This window comes from Petrotoga sp. HWHPT.55.6.3, assembly GCF_002895495.1.
Lineage (GTDB): Bacteria > Thermotogota > Thermotogae > Petrotogales > Petrotogaceae > Petrotoga > Petrotoga mobilis.
Window position 1 is genome coordinate 90,067 of record NZ_AZRJ01000009.1, and the last position, 19,049, is coordinate 109,115.

Annotated in this window: 15 protein-coding genes; 2 read left to right on the plus strand and 13 right to left on the minus strand. The window is 33.6% G+C overall.

Annotated features, from left to right (window positions below; all coding sequences use genetic code 11):
- Positions 1–185: 185 nt before the first annotated feature.
- Both X926_RS03665 and X926_RS03670 read right to left on the minus strand, forming a co-directional pair.
- Positions 186–428 carry a hypothetical protein gene (locus tag X926_RS03665; RefSeq protein ID WP_233186670.1) on the minus strand — a complete coding sequence of 81 codons (243 nt, stop codon included), beginning with the start codon at positions 426–428 and terminating at the stop codon, positions 186–188.
- Between the two features lie 203 nt (positions 429–631).
- Entirely contained in the window at positions 632–2,452 is a 1,821-nt protein-coding gene (locus X926_RS03670) for an LVIVD repeat-containing protein (RefSeq protein WP_103065053.1), read from the minus strand.
- 516 nt (positions 2,453–2,968) lie between these two features.
- Here X926_RS03670 and X926_RS10230 point away from each other — a divergent pair.
- Positions 2,969–4,147 (plus strand): PQQ-binding-like beta-propeller repeat protein, encoded by a 1,179-nt coding sequence (locus tag X926_RS10230; RefSeq protein ID WP_199171170.1) that lies wholly within the window; start codon positions 2,969–2,971, stop codon positions 4,145–4,147.
- 193 nt (positions 4,148–4,340) lie between these two features.
- Here X926_RS10230 and X926_RS03680 read toward each other — a convergent pair whose 3' ends face one another.
- On the minus strand, positions 4,341–5,321 hold the full coding sequence (locus X926_RS03680) for a hypothetical protein (RefSeq protein WP_103065054.1): 981 nt from the start codon (positions 5,319–5,321) through the stop codon (positions 4,341–4,343).
- Between the two features lie 362 nt (positions 5,322–5,683).
- Entirely contained in the window at positions 5,684–7,846 is a 2,163-nt protein-coding gene (locus X926_RS03685) for a P-loop NTPase fold protein (protein WP_103065055.1), read from the minus strand.
- Between the two features lie 628 nt (positions 7,847–8,474).
- Here X926_RS03685 and X926_RS03690 point away from each other — a divergent pair.
- On the plus strand, positions 8,475–10,589 hold the full coding sequence (locus X926_RS03690; protein ID WP_103065056.1) for a YcdB/YcdC domain-containing protein: 2,115 nt from the start codon (positions 8,475–8,477) through the stop codon (positions 10,587–10,589).
- Positions 10,590–10,639: 50 nt separating this feature from the next.
- Here the strand turns inward: X926_RS03690 and X926_RS03695 are convergent, their stop codons facing one another.
- The 9 genes from X926_RS03695 to alaS form a co-directional block, all read right to left on the minus strand.
- Positions 10,640–11,410, minus strand: coding sequence for an Rpn family recombination-promoting nuclease/putative transposase (locus tag X926_RS03695; RefSeq protein WP_233186671.1), 771 nt, complete (start codon positions 11,408–11,410; stop codon positions 10,640–10,642).
- Between the two features lie 477 nt (positions 11,411–11,887).
- Positions 11,888–12,472, minus strand: a complete 585-nt coding sequence (locus tag X926_RS03700; RefSeq protein WP_103065057.1) for a hypothetical protein — start codon at positions 12,470–12,472, stop codon at positions 11,888–11,890.
- Entirely contained in the window at positions 12,469–12,879 is a 411-nt protein-coding gene (locus tag X926_RS03705; RefSeq protein ID WP_103065058.1) for a hypothetical protein, read from the minus strand. The genes X926_RS03700 and X926_RS03705 overlap by 4 nt, the downstream gene beginning before the upstream one ends.
- Positions 12,860–13,309 (minus strand): hypothetical protein, encoded by a 450-nt coding sequence (locus tag X926_RS03710; RefSeq protein WP_103065059.1) that lies wholly within the window; start codon positions 13,307–13,309, stop codon positions 12,860–12,862. Before X926_RS03710 ends, X926_RS03705 begins: the two co-directional genes overlap by 20 nt.
- Positions 13,310–13,337: 28 nt before the next feature.
- Entirely contained in the window at positions 13,338–13,763 is a 426-nt protein-coding gene (locus X926_RS03715; protein ID WP_041534031.1) for a hypothetical protein, read from the minus strand.
- Positions 13,741–14,889, minus strand: coding sequence for a type II secretion system F family protein (locus tag X926_RS03720; RefSeq protein WP_103065060.1), 1,149 nt, complete (start codon positions 14,887–14,889; stop codon positions 13,741–13,743). The genes X926_RS03715 and X926_RS03720 overlap by 23 nt, the downstream gene beginning before the upstream one ends.
- Before the next feature lie 13 nt (positions 14,890–14,902).
- Complete coding sequence (locus tag X926_RS03725; protein ID WP_103065061.1) at positions 14,903–15,541, minus strand: hypothetical protein; 639 nt, start codon at positions 15,539–15,541, stop codon at positions 14,903–14,905.
- Entirely contained in the window at positions 15,538–16,341 is an 804-nt protein-coding gene (locus X926_RS03730) for a patatin-like phospholipase family protein (protein WP_012208459.1), read from the minus strand. The genes X926_RS03725 and X926_RS03730 overlap by 4 nt, the downstream gene beginning before the upstream one ends.
- Positions 16,342–16,343: 2 nt before the next feature.
- Positions 16,344–18,974, minus strand: coding sequence for an alanine--tRNA ligase (gene alaS / locus X926_RS03735; RefSeq protein WP_103065062.1), 2,631 nt, complete (start codon positions 18,972–18,974; stop codon positions 16,344–16,346).
- Positions 18,975–19,049: the final 75 nt, after the last annotated feature.

Here is a 19,049-nt window from a genome sequence, read left to right on the forward strand (position 1 = left end):
GGATTTGTATAGTATAATTAGTGAAAGCTTAAAAAACGTCTAATTCTTACGTTTTTGTAACTGTCAAACTCAGGAGCCATTCTTCCTTTTTCTATTTTTGTGAAAAGGAAGAAAGAGAAAAGTTTATTAAAGCTAGTAAAAAATTTTTAATTAAAAAACGTCCATGAAGGGCGCCTTTTCAGAAATTATTTCAATAACTCTTTTAGCTCTTCTATAGTTATTTCTAATAAATTGTCTCCTATGTAATCTATCGTCTTCTCATCTGCTTTTCTTATCTTGTCTTTTATCTCTTCTGTTAATTGGTTACCAAATCTTTTGCTTAATATTCTAATTGCGAACTCTCTTTCACCTTTAAGTTTTCCTTTTTCAATACCTTCTCTTTCACCTTCTAATTTACCTTCGTTTCTTAACTTTTCAGCTATCGTCATAACTATTTCACCCCTTCCACTTTGTTTATATACTCTTTCCTTACATAATTGTCTGAGAGCCATAATAACGATTCTGTTACCGCTTATTTTTTAAAAACCAATCCACAATAAATGGGGAAAAGACAAAAACTTTGGGGGATAGTTTTTTGGTTTATTAATTACTCATTTTATTTTTATAAAAATTTGACACATGTTATAAAAAATCAATTACCACTAATACCATAAAATGTAACCCACAGCATATCAGCCGCAAGAGTAGGATTATCAGGATTATTTACATCCACTATTACTAAACCATTTTCTCCATCTGCTACATACGCGTAATCACCTTTTACATAAACACCATTTGAATAACCTGCTGTGTCAAAAGTCGCCGCTTTTTGCGGATCCGTTGGATCACTTACGTTTACTATTATCAAGCCGTTTGTCCAATTTGTCACGTATGCGTAGTTATCTCTTACATAAACGTCCGATGCAAATTCTAATGTTACGTAATGTCCAACTTCTTTTGGTTTTGTTGGATCACTTACATCTACTATCACCAAGCCATTACTACCATCTGCCACGTAGGCGTATCCTTCTTCTACATATACATCAGACGATTCATTTGTGCAATAATGTCCCATTTCTTTAGGAATTCTTGGGTCACTTACGTCTACTATCAACAAACCATGCCAACTAGTCACATAAGCATAATTATCCTTTACATAAATACCCTGAGTCATACCTGCTGTGTAATAATGCCCCACTTCTTTAGGAATCCTTAAGTCACTTATGTCTATTATCAACAAACCGTAACCATTAGACACATAAGCATAATTATCCTTTACATAAATACCCTGCGTCAAACCTGCTGCGTTGTAATGCCCTACTGGTTTTGGATTCTTTGGAATACTTACGTCTACTATCAACCAACCATCACTCCCACATGCCACATAGGCGTAATTATCTTTTACATAAACATCTTCTGCATCTCCTACTGTGGGGTAATGCCCTACTATTCTTGGATTTCTTGGGTTAGTTACTTCTACTATCACCAAGCCGTTAACTCCGTCTGCCACATATGCATAATTATCTTTTCTATAAATTTTTTTTGCTTCACCTGCTGTATTGTAATACTCTACTACTTTTGAATCACTAGGATTAGTTACGTCTAATATCACAAGACCATTTTTGCTATCTGCGATGAAGGCGTAACTTCCTTTTACGAAAACATCTTGTACATTGCCAGCTATGTAGTAATGCTCCACTATTTTTGGATCTCTAGGGTTACATACGTCCAGTATCACTAAGCCGTTAACTCCGTCTGCCACGTAGGCATAATTATCTTTTACATAAACACCATATGCATAATCTACTGTGTCATAATTCCCCACTTCTTTTGGATCTCTAGGATTGCTTATGTCTACTATCATCAATCCATTAATCCAATCTGCTACGTATGCGTAATTATTGTTTACATAAACATTCACTGCCATACCTGCAGTTGCGAAACACCCCACTTCTTTAGAAATTCTTGGATCACTTACGTCTACTATCAGCAGACCATGACCATTTGCCAAATAAGCATAGTTATCCTTTACATAAACACCTCGTGTGAAAGCTGCTGAGGGGTAATGTCCCAATTCATTTGGTTCTATGGGGTTACTTACGTCTATTATCATCAAGCCATTATATCCATCTGCTACATAGGCGTAATCACCTTTTACATAAACACCACTTGAATAACCCGCTGTGTCGAAAGCCGCTACCTTTTTTGGATTTGTAGGAATACTTATGTCTATTATCACCAAGCCGTTTGTCCAATTTGCCACGTATGCGTAGTTGTCTTTTACATAAACGTCGAATGCAAATCCTAATGTTCCGTAATGTCCAACTTGCTTTGGTTCTGTTGGATCACTAACCTCGAATATGTCTAGCCCTTCTAATCCTACGGCAACTATTATGTTTTCAGATTGTGCAAAACAAAACGATCCTAAAAATAACGATAACCCCAATAATAAAAACATTCTTGATATTTTCATTTCTTAAAACCCCCTTTTTTTGAAAGATAGTTTTTTGATTCTCTCAAGAGAAGAATGTAATCTTTATTCTCTCTTATTTTCACTATATCAAATTGACCACTTGACACATTGAACACCTAGAATTTATAGAATGTTATCTTCGTTATCTAAGCTGGTTTTGTTATATCCACTATCTGTTCAAAGAATTTATGTTGTTCTTTTCTTAGCTAGTATCACTCTTCTAGTATATTTTGAGTTCTTCTAAATGATACCAGATTATTTAGTCTTTTGTTCATATTTTATTTTTTCTGCCCACACTTTTTGGAAGAGAACTGTGAATTCTTACCATCCGTTCGGGGTCATGTTTAATTGTCATCGAAATGTAATTATTTTAATAGGATTTATGTGGTATAATTAACAAAAACTTTGAATTCTTAGATATTCTCAACAAAAGAAATAATAAAAAGATTAAAAGACGGATTTTTAGTACATTTTTTAAGTTTCATATCCATACATATTATACGAGGAGGAAGAAAGATGAAAAAATATTTAGCTTTACTATGCATTTTTATTACTACTTTTTCTGGATTTTCTAACAATATAGAAAATAGTGATTATAATCCAATTATTAATAATGTAGATGATTTTGTCTCTTTTTTAGATGTAGGCCTAAATCAGGAATATATACTTGAAAAAAGAGATGATTCTGTGGTGATTCAATTTTTAAGTGATCCTTATGGTGATGCAATAGAAGTGAGATATTTGGGAGAAGATAATGGGAAAAAGTATTATATAGGAAAAGATGTAACGTATAATTTCTTAAATTATAATAAAATTTTTTCTTTTCAGAATAATTCATTTAAAAATGAGGTAAACATAATGGAGATTTTAGAAAATGAAAATATAGACTATGTGGAATATAGTTTTGTTGAACATATAGCAATAGATGAGTTAAAAAGACCACATACATTAATAATAAGTTTTTCAGGTGCTGGTTCTGGTAACTTACACATGGATTTACTTATTTTTAATTATATTGAAAATGAATTTATTTTAACCAAAAAAATAAGCGGTAATTCAATAAATTCGTCTTTGAATCAAACAGAAGATGAAATAGTGTTGAAGGTGGAAATGTATAAACCACTAAGATATATACATAAAATACTGGGTGATGCTTGTATGGCTGCTCAATACAACATGCTGGGAGAAAACATGAAAATCATATCTTTATACCATTTTGATAATGAGTCTAAAGGATATGTTCTTAAAGAAAGAAAAACAGAAATGAATGAGTATGGTTTGGTAAATCAATATTTATTAGCGTTAGATTATTCTTATGGTGAAAATTTAAGTGATAGTTACTCCTATTATTATAATGAGTATGAATCGCTAAAAATAAAAAATATAGTAAAAGTACGAAAAAATACTGATTTATTAGAATTCATTCTTAATGAAGAATTAGATAAAATAATAAAAGTTAATTATCACAAAAATTATTTTGGGCCAAGTAATGATGAGGGAAAGAAATGGTCTTTTGAGACTGAAGATTATGTTGGATCATCCCCAGCGATAGGAAGTGATGGCACTATTTATGTTGGGTCGGGAGATGGTAAGTTATACGCAATAGAAGGAAATAGTGGTGGATTAGCAGACTCACCTTGGCCAAAATTTGGAAAAAATAATAGAAATACTGGTAATTATAATGATTCTGAATAATATGCTATGGCTAACCGAATTCTGATACTAAAAAAGAATAATAGATTTTCAATGGTTATTTCTAAAGATTTACTCTTTAATTCTTAATAATAATAGAAAACACTTCTATTATTATTAGCTTTAAAGCCAATAAAATAAAAAAAAGGAGACGGAATAGAGAATTTGGGTTCTCCTACTTTTTTTCTGCTGCTTTTTATTCGGAAAAATTGTTATGTATCTCATCAATTGCCTCGGCTGCTCCTTCTAAAGGGAATTGAAAATAAACTTTTCCTTCGCCATACCAATTCAACTCAAGCATCATGGTATCTGAATTAATAATTTTAGAAACATAATCTTTTTCATCTCCTGCGAAAATGAGAGCATATGAACCCCACTCATGAAGTAATGTAACAGGTTCTACTTCATCATCCCATTTAATTCTTGTACGTATAATATCATATCCATCATTAATTAAACTATTTTGAAGATTTGGAATCAGACTAAACCAGATATTAACCAATTCAATTTCACCGTTATAACCTACAATTAGACAAGCTAATACCTCATGTTCCATTTTCTGGGTTGAAGTAACTGTAGGGGAGATTGCATACCAAACCTCTTCTCCTGTCATTTCATCTTTACTGACATAAACCCTCCACTTTGCTTCATCTTTGGGAATCTTCTTATGTATTTCATCAATTGCCTCATCTGCTCCCTCTAAAGGAAATTGAAAATAAACATTTCCCTCACCATACCAATTCAACTCAAGCATCATAGTATCTGAATTAATAATTTTAGAAACAATCTCTTCATCTTCTTTGAAAAGGAAAGCAGGTGAATCCCACTCGTGAAGTAATGTAACAGGTTCTACTTCATCATCCCATTTAATTCTTGTATGTATAATCTCGTCCCATTCATCTCCAATTGAAGTACCTTGAAGAAGTGGAATATCACTAAAGGATATAAAAGCCATTTCAAATTCACCATTATATGCTACTATTAACTTAGCTGATACCTCATTTTCCATTTTCCGGCTTGAAGTAACTGAAGGGGAGATTGCATACCCAACCTCTTTCCCTGTCATTTCATCTTTACTGACAAAAACCTCCCATTTTGTTTCATTTTCTGCCCCATTTACAGTAAGCGCTAAGAAGAACATTACTAAAATTATTAAACCAATTACTTTTTTATTCATAATACTTCACAACTCCTTTTGAGAGTTATTTGATACCTTTAGAAACTCCAAAAAGCCACTTTTTAACCATCTTTTTAATACCATTAATGTTACGAGTGAGTCTGATAATCTACCCATTATTAATTATACCATATTTTTCGACTTTAAACCCGCATTAGATAATATTAGATGTCCGTGAAAAAGAATGGTTAGATCATAATTCGAGTCTTTGAAATGTTATCATATCCTAGATTCTTTTGGGGAAAGGATAAGAAAAAATGGAGGCATTCGATATGGAACTAACCAGAAAAGACCTCTAGGGAGTTCAACAGAGATAAATCAATAGCTTTTATACTGTATTATATGATGTTTCAACTCTGCATCTAAAAGGTATCTTTTATTTTTCCATTTAAGAACGTTTCAATTGCAAGTTTCTTTTTATCTTCCAACTGTGCAAAGACTGGAGAATTGAATATCTCTCTTATTCGTGGTTCTATCTCTTTTAGGTCTACAAAATTCTCAATACTTCCATCAATTCGACAATGGCTTTTTTCCTGAGAATCTGAACTATTGTGAGGAGAGACCCGCGTTAAAAAGCTAGTAATAAAATCAATCAAGCCATCATCGCTCTTTATCATATCGTTCACTAACTTATCTACTTCTACTTCTACTTCTCCTTCTGGCTTCCATTCTTTCAACTCTAAAAGAATATACACCAAATACTTGTGCTTTGCTAATTTGCCATCTTTAGCCCAAATCTGAAGCTTGTTGTAGGCAAGTTTTTTCAATTCTTCAAATTGTTCCAATTTTACAGTTGGTTCATCTGTGGAAACTAAATTTTCTTGGGATCTATATTTTCCAAACGGTTTTTTCTGTAAGCTTATCTCATGAACGATAGTATATAAGCTCTTTGTACTTTTCTCAATTGCTCGTTTGAACATGCTGAATCTCTTATCATAGCTTTCAAAATGATGACTGAGTTTGTCGAATAGCCGGTGGAGTTTCGCATATAGGCCAGATATATTTAAATCGCCTTCGGGTAACGAATCACCTACATCCATCAGAGCAGTAATAATAGGTTCTATATTTTCCTTAGGAATATAGGCATCACTTAGAGCATAATCCTCTAACCGTTCAAGAAACCTTGATACCTTTTCCTCTTCTAGATTTAAAAGTGCTTGGGCAAACGGCTCAGAATTATTTCCTAACGACAAGATTCTCTCAATTTCTCTTTGGGAGAGTTCTCCTTTTGGAAGAGAAAGCCTAAAGAACATGTCGAAAATATCGGGGCTACAAATTCGACAATCTTTTCTCCAATTTCTCAACTCTTCCTGACCAAAGTTATTATTGCCGTAAATAGATTCAAGTTTTGGGAATAGCTTTTTCAACAAATCTTTTAAAACTTCTGGAGGAAGAACTTTCCCTCTACTAATTATCCCATCGCAATGTTTTTTTGCTTTCTTTTTACTTTCATCAGACCTTCCATAATAAGGGTATACCCCCATGAAAAGATCTTTATTGTCTCTTATTTCATAGTAAACTTCAGGAATGAAAACCTGAATGGCTGTAATAGCAAGAAAGTCTACTATATTTACCTCGTTCTTTACCATTCCAAAGCTGAAACGTAGTGTGTTCAAATAACGTGTAACGTCTCTTATGTTTCTAAAGAAATCCTTAAATCCGCTATGGTATATATCCCACCAATATTCTTGATCGTATCTCTCCACTGGTACGTCATTGACTAATTCGTTAATTTCACGCTTCAATAAATCCTCTACTTCGTCTTCCGAAATTAGCGGAACTTCGAAAGGTATTTGAACCACTTTTTCTAAATATTCTGAACCTGAACCCTCTTGAACTTTCTTCAAGGCATTTATAACAACATTCTTATCAAAGGCAAGCAGGTATATCGTATTTTTAAAATCTCCTAAGGATTTGACTAATTGAAACATTTGTCTAATTTCAGTATTATTAAGCCGATCTATATCATCGATGACAACAACAATTTTATGATTCTGTTCACCTAGTAGCTTATTAATATCTGCTTTTATAGTGTTTAAATCATTTGCTTTAAGATCGCTCAGACTTTTTGTAGCACTTCCGATACTTTTAAAAGTTTTAGAAAGTATCCTTGCAATAGGTCCGACAGTTGGTATTACTGTAAATGGTTCAAAAATTTCAGCATATGTTTCTAACCTCTTTCCTACCTTTTTAGCCTCACTTGCGTAATCGGGTCGTCTGAGCACTATTGATAATTGTCTGAAAAACTGAGTAATAAGCTGGTTTTGATCGGAATAATTCCAGGGGTTAAATCTTACAACAATTGGTTTCTCGTCATCACTTTTGTCTTTTGAAATAAGTTCAATATGCTCTAAAGCCATGTTAATTATAGAGGTTTTTCCTGATCCCCACGCACCGAAAAGCCCAATTACGATACTATCTTTTCCTTCATAACTAAGAATAGCATCACCTAGGGCTTGAGCAAATGAAGCTCTGCCTAAAATATCATCTTTAGATGATTCAATTGGTTGATCGGGTTTAAACATTCTCTTCACCTCTTTTTTGCTGCCAGAATTTATATAACTGTTCACTCAAAACCCCAACACTTTCGCTCAATTCTTAAACAAATAGCAATTTTACGATTCTTTTCCTTATATAACCCATTTTATTTTTAATTACATCAGGCTCACTTAATTAATAAATATCAACTTTGTTATATTCAATATCTGTTTCAAGAATTTGGGTATTCTTTCTTATCTGGTATATTTGATGTTCCTCCAAATGATACCAGATTATTTAATTATTTGTTCATATTTTATTTTTCTTATTATCTTTTCCCGCCCACCACCCCTAGAGGATTTCTTTTTTATGATGAGCATCATTCTTAGAGGATTTTTTGTTTTTTTGAAAATTTATTTTTTTTGATTTTTTTTTGCAGATACTACTATTGGGAAGAAAAAATTTTTTGAAATGCAAGTGGATTTTGTGAATGTTTTTAACCAATATTAGATCATAATTAATTGCCATCGAAATAGGGTAATGGCTAGATAGTAATTATTGTCTTGGAACTTGATTTACTTTTTGTTATTTGAATGTTGTATAATTTATCCACAAGAAGATTTATTTCTTTGAATCCTCTTCGGGGTGAAGGCAAATATGAGGAGATGGTAAACAATGAAAAATATTTTATCAGTTGTTCTTACAACTGTTATGTTCATAAGCATGTTGGCGGTGGGCGTCTTTGCTGTCGAGCCGACTTATTCTTCCCAGAAGGCTAAAAACTTAGTATCAGAGATCTCAGGTATCGATGCAGCAAAGTTTAGTGCCGAGCTGAGTTATAGGTACGATGTACCATCTCAGGCTTGGAATATTCGCTATTGGGATGAAAATATCACTGTCAATGCTTTGGTGGATGCCTCCACGGGTGAACTGGTGAGCTATAGGTACTACAAAAACTATTATCCAGGTAGCGAAGACAACAATGTACCAAACTACACGAGGGATGAGCTCAAAGACAAGGCTTTAAACTTCATAAAGAGGTACGCACCCGACAAATATGACCAGATAGACAAAGACCCTGATTTTCAATATGGTTTTTATAATTATAAAGACGGGCAGACAAATTATACCTATCATTTCAAGAGAAACGTTGAACAGCTAAGTGGTATCAACGACGGGATAGATATCAACCAAGGGATAGATATAAGTATTGATGCCACAACCGGAAAGGTATCAAATTATTACATTAACTGGACAGACATATCTAAGGTTGACATCGATGGGTTACTGAGCGAAGATGAAGCTTTAGAGAAAATGGATCAAATAATGGGTACCTTCCTTGTTCAGAAGGATATATGGAGAGAGTACTCCCCTCCCGAAAATAAGCTCTTGTATGCTCCGGCCAAGAGCGCTGGCTTATATCCTTTGCCAATGGGGATTGATGCTAGAACGGGGGAGCCCGTAAACTACACCGGTCAGACTTTTGAGATGGGCGAAAGGGAAGAGTATAAGGTAACCAATGTAAATAAAATGTCTTCCCTGGGGAAGATGGATGAAAAGAAAGCAAAGGATTTTGTGGAGGAATATCTGAAGAGCATGGGTAATGACCCAGAAAAATTCAATCTAAATATCAGTATAAATGAAAACTATAACGATCAAAATATAAACGTATATAATATTTTTGCTAATCATGGGGATAAAGATAGCAACATCACTTTTAACTCAGTAATTGAGATGGAGACAGGGAAGATAATAAGCCTTAATTATGGCAAAGGGTTAAATCAGCCGACTTTCTCGGATGCCGATAATGGTATAGGAATAGAAAAGGCAGTGGAAATTGCAAAGGATTATTTATCCAAGGCAAATCTTCCTTTTGAAAACATGCTGGTGGTGTCTGGCAAAGATTACAACTACACAGTAAACTTCATCATGTATCAGGAGGGAGTCTTATACCCCGTTAATACGGTTAATGTCAATGTTGATAACGAGGGTAAGGTAGTTCGATTTAATATTAATTACAGTGACATCGAGAAGATCGATACTACTGGAATTATTAACATTGAAGAAGCCGAGGTAAAGCTGTCTCAGTATCAAAAACTTCAGCTCTCCTTTGCTTTACCGAGAGATCAGTATACAGGAGATCCTGTGGGGGAACCGATTCCTGTTTATCAACTCTCCGATATCAACGGCTTTGGGATAGACGCCAAGACGGGTGAGTTTGTAGGATATGGTGAATCAACCTTGCCTATGCCAGGAGGAAAGTTCGACCCTTATACTGGAGTAATCGGAGATAAGAATGAGAAGATCTTAAAGATTTTCATTGATACGGGTATTATGCCTCAACCGGTACCAGAGATTAGTGAAAATGTGACGGTAGGCCAGGCTGCATTAATACTTACTAAGGCATTTATTCCAAATTATTATTCAACGCCAGAGCCCAGAACAGAGGAAGGGGCTGTAGAAACCACGCCTGAAGGAATCGCCTTGAAAGCTTTAATGAAACAAGGTGTGATAAAAGAGGATGTAAAACCATCCGATGCCGTTACAAGAGCCCAGATTGCCCTATGGCTTTCGAGAGCTGCGGGTTATGGTAAACTTGTAGACTCGGATATATGCTTTATATTACCGGCAAAAGATATCAATAACCTTGATAAGGAAGTTAAAAACAGCATAGCGATAGTAACTGCGTTAGAGGTAATGGATGTAAAAGATGGAGAATTCAAACCCTATGATTTGCTGACATTCTCTGATTTCTGCGCTATAGTATATAATGCCATGAAAAACATGTAGCTAAAATCGGGAAGGAGGTAGATAAATTAATTAATCTACCTCCTACCCCATTATTTCAACAACTCTTTTAGCTCTTCTATGGTTATTTCTAACAAGTTATCCCCTATGTAGTTTATCGTTTTTTCATCCGCTTTTCTTATCTTGTCTTTTATCTCTTCAGTTAGTTGGTTACCAAATCTTTTGCTTAATATTCTAATTGCGAACTCTCTTTCGCCTTCAAGTTTCCCTTCTCTTTCTCCTTCTAATTTACCTTCGTTTCTCAACTTTTCAGCTATCGTCATAACTATCTCACCCCTTCCAGGCATTATTTCTTTTTGTACTTTTAATATCTCCTCTATCGTTACATCTTCCCTTACGTTTAGTAAGTAGATCATACACTCTTCAAACCATTCATGTACCTCTTCTTCTGGTAGTTGTTTTATGTATTCAAATACCCTTCTTAATCTTTCTTTAAATTCTTCTTTGGTCATTGCCGTTCCTGCTCTCATTGCTTCTATTGCAACTTTCATCGCTGTTAATCCTATTATCCTTTTTTTCCTTTTGATCGAGAAATCACATATTTCATATCGGTATGTAGGTAAGTATGTTTTTAGTTCATTTGGTAAATCTTCTATCCCTTGTACCATATTTAATAAATTCGTTTCTACGTTCCAGATTTCTCTTCCATGGTATATTACCATCGGTATTATTATTGGTACCTTTTTTGTTTTGGGATCGTATTTTTCTTCCCAGATGCTCGTAATATATCTCAACAGTTGAAAGATTACTTTCCCTTCAATGTAGCTTTTGTGTTCCATCAGAATGTATATGTAGCCATACACATTAAGGGGCAAGCCCCTTAAGATCCCCAAAACCTAATTTTGTTTTAAAAGATTTTTTTACATAAACCAGCAAAAGGCAAGCCCCTTAAGATCCACGAAAACAAGTTCAAAGTCAAAATCATCTAAAAAATTAGTTTGCACAAAGCAGCAAACGTAGATAGTTCCATAAGAAATCTCGAGCTATCCTTATGTCACTGAAAATTCGTTTGAAGAATAGATCATGAGGATTGTGCACTAATTCATTCATGTCTGGCCTCTCTTTTTTTAGATTTTGTTTGTCAATTTAATTATACCATATTTTGAAAAATCTATAAAACCTGCATTAGGCCATATTATACGTAAGCGAGAGATTGAAGAAATTCGAATATTCTTAGAGGGATAAAAAATAACGAAAGAGTAAATAAAAATTCACATGAAGTTAATTTTTCTTGCAGATACTATTAGTGGAGATGGGAAAATTAAAGAAATTTGAATTGACTAGAGAACACATAGTCTCTTATCTTGAGTGAGAATTAAAATTCCATCATTGAAAATTGCCAATACTAAATCTTCCCCCAATGTATCGCCTGCGGAAAGCTTTATAAGTTCATCGAAGAAATAAACAAACCCTGTATTTCTTCCTTCTGAATCTATGAAAAAACCTGAGAATTCTACCCCTTCTTTTTGATATTTAGGCAAGTTATCTTTTTGTGACCATAGATCTAATAAGTCAATTTTTAAAGGCTTGAAAATGTTTGAGCTTTTTATGTGTAATTTTTTATTATTAATAACATCCGATGGGCTGTACTCAAAATTAGGGTATGAAAAGGATACTAAGATGTCAAAATTATCCCCAAGTTCAAGAAAAGAATCGTTATTTCTTTTTATAATCATATTTTCCAACAAAAGATCAGAAGATAAAATATTTTCTAACTCTTTTTGTAGAGGCTCTGATGAGAAGTTGCTTTCTACTTCTGATATGGTATAGAGAGAGAATTTTAGGTTCGGTGATTCAATTTCATAATTTTTTATATACACTAAAGTTATAATCAACAAAAGAATAATAAATAGATAGCGTTTCATTGGTTGACTCCTTGTTCTTTAATTTCAAGAACCACGTAATAATTGGATCCCATGTTTATTTTAGAGACTTCTGATATGGAGTACTTGCTCTTTATTTTCTGAGTTGGCTCCATAAAGGTTGCAACTTTTGCTGATAGTCCATCGGTCAAGGAGTAGTTGAATTCTATTAGAAAGAAGTTGTTATCTGTTAGGAAATCAAAAAATTCTTCTACGACCATCCTTTGGTTGGCAACTTTGTAAAGGTAGTTGTTGTAAGTATAATTTAAGTTGTTTTGCATCCTTTTGATATTCAGATATTCTTGATATTTCTCATAACTTTCAACAACTAGAAGAACGAAAAGTATAATTATTATTGTTATTAGTGTGTATTTCAGAAATTTTCTAACGTTAGATTCTAACAGGAACAATTCTTTTATCCTCCAAATATTTTATTGCTAATTCCTTCAATTCTTGATTATTAAAAAAGTATGTTGGTTTTTCGTCAACTATTAATCCTGAAAATGCGAATTCTTTGTTTCTAATAAATTCATAATTGAAAAAATCTGTACCTAAAACGTATCTACCCTCTTTGAATTCTAAGACTTTTCTCAAAAGAATGGATTGAATCGGTAGAATAGTGTCAAAGAATAAAGATCTTTTTGATTTGTTGTAGTCGATAGCATCGACTACTAAAAAATATTCTTTATCAGAAGAATGGATCTTTTTAAAAGCAATTTTTTTATCCGTTATTTCTTGGAAATATATTTTTCTCAGTTGAAATTCATTTTCAAATGGTTTAATAAAACAATCAATATGATTTATACATACTTTTTTCCCTTTGTATTTGAGCTTAATCATAATTTTCCTCCAAAGGCTTGAAGATAGATCATGGATTGGTAAGAGCTCCTGTGACTGGGACGACGTTGAATATGGTTTTTCCTTCGCTGTTTACTATTCTACCTCCCATTCCTGCTATTTTTCCAAAGCTCCATAATAGATCTTGGCTACTTTGATCTTCTATTCTGTATCTTATATCATAAGTCACGATTTTTAATTTTCCCTGTACTATTTGAGAGCGTAGGATTCCGTTTAAGTTGTTATCCTCTCCGTAATGGGTAGAGGCGCTTCGTGTTTTATACACCACCTCTGAAGCTATGAATCTTTCCGTAAGAGATGAAAAGTATTTTTGAAGTGGATATACAGTGAAAAAAACTATAGACGAGAACAAGATTAATTCGATACCCAAAGAAACTAGCACTTCCATAAGTAAAAAGCCTTCCTTATGAGATTTAGAATGTACCCCCCATTTCAAATTTTATCCCCCCTAAGTAGACATTGGAGTAAATTTCAAATGCTAAACTCAAAATTATTACAGATAAAAATATTATAAGTACAGGTTCGATCATTTTCATAATCTTATCTGAAGCGGTTTTAAAAGACGAATAATAATAGTTTTCTAAGAAGTCAAATACCTCTTTATAATTTCCTTTCCTTTTTGAGACGCTCATTGTTAAAGAAAATTCTTTAACGTCTTTTATTTTTGAAAAAACTTCGGTAAGATCTTTCCCTTTTTCTATATCCAAATAGGCTGTTAAGAAAGTAGATGATATATACTGTGAATTCGTGTTAGAAAGGACTATTTCTAAAGCGTTGTATATTGTGAGACCACTTTTTAAAAGTAAGTTAACGTTCCTTGTGAATTCGTGAAGTATGTAATTCTTGTACAAGGACTTTAAAAACGGAATCTTTGTCCAAAAAATATCGTTTCCCTTGCCTATCCAGAAAGTTATCAACCCAAAGAAGAAAAATATCAACATACTTATCAACATGTAAGTTGATAAGTCAAGATTAATATCGTATCCTAAAAGAGTAGAAAACTGTGGAATGACCCAAAAATTTAGAAGAAAAAGCAAAACCAAAATTGATGAAAGAATTAGTAGTGGATAAATTAATGATTTTTCGGCGGTAGACCTGGAAAGTTTGACGTTGTTATAGTAATCTTTTAAATTGGATAAGTTTTCTCTTAAAATTAGCGTTGTCTTTGAGATGTTTATGGTATACCTAAAGTAGTTATCTATTTCAGGAAAGTCAAATGCAGTTTTGTAGTCTAATCCTTTTTTTACTAAGAAGTAACCTTTAAAAACAACACCTCTTATGAACTTATCAACCTGTTCGTTGAAAACTAAAAATTCCATAGCTTCAAAGAGGGTCAGCCCCGAGTTTACAAGGAGGTACAGATTATCAACAAGGCTGATCATTTGATCAATATTGAATTTTTTACTGTTGAAATAAAAGTTATCAACATTGATGTTGATAACTCTGATGTTGAGGTTAGACAGAATATCATAAATTTCTTCTTTATCTTTTACAAGTAATAGACATTCGTATCTTTTATTTGATGATCTTTCCTCAACGTCCACCTGGTAAAGTTTTTTCACCTTTTCCCTTCTTTTATCCTTTGAAATTTACCGTATTTTTTGTTTTGATTTCATTCATGACCAGTTCGTAAAAGTATCTGCTTCTCATAACCTGAATGGATTTGTATAACCTTTGTATGGTTGAAGATTTGTGATAATTATACGGCGATCCATAGATTTCTATTTCTTCACCTTGATACTTTAATAATGAGTAGCAAGGTGTTCTTGAAAATGAAGCGGTATTGCACCATCCTTGAAATGGTGGTCTGATACCAGGTAAGAGGGTAGAATAGAAAAAACTTTCTTGAATGGTGCTGATTTTTTTAGTTGTTATTTCTTCAGTTTTTAAATTCATCAGTTCGATTTCTAAGGGAATGTTTAATTCAGCATCTTCTTTTAATTGATATTCATACTTGCCTAAATTTGAAGAAAGTTTCAGACAATTTTTTATGTTTCCAAAGAAGATGTAATCTTTGTCTATTGTATTCAAGTAGGGTTTTAAGCTTTTTATACTTTGATGAAGAAGCTTTTCTTTCTTGAGTTGGAAACAGGCGATACAAAATCCTGTGATGCCGTTGGTGATGATTTTATCATAACTGGATAGATCCAAATCTTTTAAGTTTTCAGCTGCTTTAATTCCTTGCCATCCAAATCCTCCACTTACTAAAATCATGATATTTTCTCCAAGATTTCTTCCTTTCTTTCTAAAACAGCCCTTCTCCCAGTATCTATTAACGCTTCTGTTTGTGTGAAATCTAAAGTATTGAAATCTTCTGTGGGCAATTCGATAAGTACGTTAGCAAACTTTTCAGTTAAATTATCATATATATTTTCTCTTATTGTATCCATCCTATCAAAAGCTTGGGAGGCATTTTTTATTTCCTCGTATTTTATCTTCTTTGATAAGAGTTTTAGGGCGATAATTTTATCTGCGCCAACTTTTTTAGCCGTTAGGATAGGTAGCTTTTCCAGGGTTCCGCCATCTATGTATTTGCTACCGTTTATTTTAAAGGGCCTGAATGCACCAGGCATCGCCATGCTAGCCTTTAAAGCTGGGAATAAAGGTCCTTCACGAAAAATTACCAAATCTCCACTATCCATTTTTACCGCTGTACAATAGAATTTAATTTTCAAATCTTCAAAGGTGACGTCTTTAAATATCCTTTTTAATATATAAAAATAAAGAAAAGAAGGTAAAGCCGATGGTAGCAAGTTTGCACCTATACACGTCAAAATAGATGGTATTTTACGAGATGAGGGTGCTTTTTTTATAAAAGGAGCTTTTTGTAACCTTAAAGCGTATTCATATAATAAGTTGGAATTACCTAAAATGGCATACCCAGCACCTACGAGTGCGCCAATACTTGTACCAACAACGATATCAAATTTAATTCCCATTTTTTCAAGTTCTAAAAGTGCTCCAACGTGGGCAGCGCCTTTGGCCCCACCTCCGGATAAAGCAACCCCAAGCAATATTAAACCTCCATAAAATCATTTATGTGTTCTATCACTTCTTTCACCTTATTAGCATATTTTCCGCCAGCTTGTGCAAAAGTTGGTCCGCCGCCTCCACCGCCACCTAAATAGGAGGCTATTTTTCTTGCAATGTTTCCGGCGTGGAACTTTTTAGAAGTGTCTTTTGATACCTTTACTATCAAACTTACTTGATCATTGTTACTCTTGTTGAAAAGGATCACAACGCCTCTACCCAACTTTTGAAGTAAAATATCGGCCGTGTTAGCATGAACATCTTTTTCTAAGTTTTCTAACTGAGCTACTACCACCTTTTCGCCTTCTATGATTTGTGGAGTTTCAGCTAATCTTTCTATATTTTCTGTGGCCAACTGAAATTGAAGTTGTTTAATTTCTTTTTCCTGATTTTTTATAGTTTTTAGAATACCTTCGATTTTATCAGGTATCTGGTCCCTTGATGAATCCAACATTTTAGATAAATTAGTCATAATACTTTCCAATTCTGTAGCATAATTAAGACTTTCAAAACCTGTAATAGCTTCTATTCTTCTAACTCCTGATGAAATAGAGGATTCTTCCAAAATTTTGAAGAGACCTATTTCTCCTGTGTTGGAAACATGCGTGCCTCCACAGAGCTCTCTTGAGAAGTCGTCTATTTCCACAATTCTTACCACTTCTCCGTATTTTTCTTCAAATAAGGCTATAACATCCATACTTTTTGCTTCTTCTAAGCTTTTTAGGTATATGTTAACAGGGATAGCTTTTTGTATTTGTTCGTTTATAAGGTATTCGATTTGCTTTATTTGATCTTGGGTCAGAGGTTCATAATGTGTGAAATCAAATCTTAATCTTTCTGGGGCTACATATGAACCAGTCTGCCTTATATGCTCTCCAATTACTTTTCTTAATGCAGAATGCAAAAGATGTGTCGCTGTATGGTTTTTCTCTGTAGCTTTTCGCTTTTTTTCATCAACTTTTAGAAATACTCTTTCTCCGTTTTTTATACTACCTTTTTTTATTTTTACGAGGTGAGATATTATCTCATTTCTTATAGGTTTGACATGTATAACTTCAGCTTCGAATGTTTCATTGTAGATAACACCCTTATCTGAGACTTGTCCTCCTCTTTCGGCATAAAAGGGCGTTTTAGGGAAGAAGAGTTCGATTTCGTCACCTTCTTGAGCTTGTGGGACAATACTATTACCTTTTATTATAAGCTGAACTTCTTCTGTCGAACTTAGTTTATCATAACCAATAAATTCAGTTGGAGTCAAAAATTTATCGATTTCTTTGTAAATTTGTTTTTCTGTATCATATTCTACTTTACCCGAAGCTGATCTTGCCATCTCTCTTTGCTTGTTCATCAGTTCTGTAAATTCTTTTTCATCAACTTCTATCCCTTTTTCGGATAATATCTCTTTTGTGAGGTCCAAAGGAAATCCGTATGTATCGTAAAGTTCGAAGGCTATTTTCCCCGGTAATGTAGTTTCGTTGTTTAAGTTTTGAATTATATTGTTTAACCTTTCCATTCCTTTTTCCATAGTTTCAAAAAACTTTTCTTCTTCCATAAAGGAAATATCTTTGATTAAAGATTCTTTTTCGATGAGTTCAGGATAGATTTTTCCCATTTTTTTAATCACTGTTTCAAGGATACTGCTTAAAAAGGGGCCTTTTGCTTCCAACAAAGCTCCATGTCTTACAGCCCTTCTTATTAATCTCCTTAAAACGTAACCTCTTCCTTCATTTGATGGTATAATCCCTTCAGATATTAGAAAGGCAATCGCCCTTGAATGATCGGCTATTACTTTTATTGATACGTCTTTACGTTTATTTTCTCTGAATTTTACACCAAAGATTCGTTGTATTTCTTCTATTATTTCTTTGAATAGATCGGAGTCAAAATTATCATATTTACCTTGAGCCACTGCGCAGATTCTTTCAAAACCCGCACCGGTATCAATGTTTTTTCTTGGTAAAGGGGATAGGTTTCCGTTTTCGTCGGAATAATATTCAGTGAAAACTATGTTCCAAATCTCGACAAAACGACCACAATCGCAGGCGGGGGTGCAATTTTCTTGGTCTGGACAGTTTTCGGTGTACCCTGTATCAAAGTATATTTCTGAGCATGGGCCACATGGACCGGTTGGACCTGCAGGTCCCCACCAGTTTTCTTCTTTACCAAATCTTAGTATTTTATTTTCAGGTATTTTGATATCGTCTTTCCAGATATTAAAAGCCTCGTCATCAGTTTCATACACAGAAGCCCATAATTTTTCTGCTGGAAGTCCTAATTCTTCTGTTAAAAATTCCCAAGCCCATTTTATAGCCTCTTTTTTGAAATAATCCCCAAAAGAAAAATTCCCCAACATCTCAAAAAAAGTATGATGCCTGGGGGTCCTTCCAACATTTTCTATATCGTTCGTTCTTAAACATTTTTGACATGTAGTGATTCTCGTATAAGTGGGTTCAACTTTTCCCCAAAATATTGGTTTAAAAGGGACCATTCCAGCCACCGTAAACAACAATTGAGGATCGTTGGGAATTAATGAGGAACTAGGTAACTTTTTATGCCCTTTTTTCTCGAAAAAATACAAAAAATTTTCTCTGATTTCTTCAGAGGTAAAATATTTCATATAGAAATCCTCCTAATTTTTTTCAAATTATTCTTTCTTTGAAAACTCTAAAACTTCTGTCAGTAACCCTTTGCC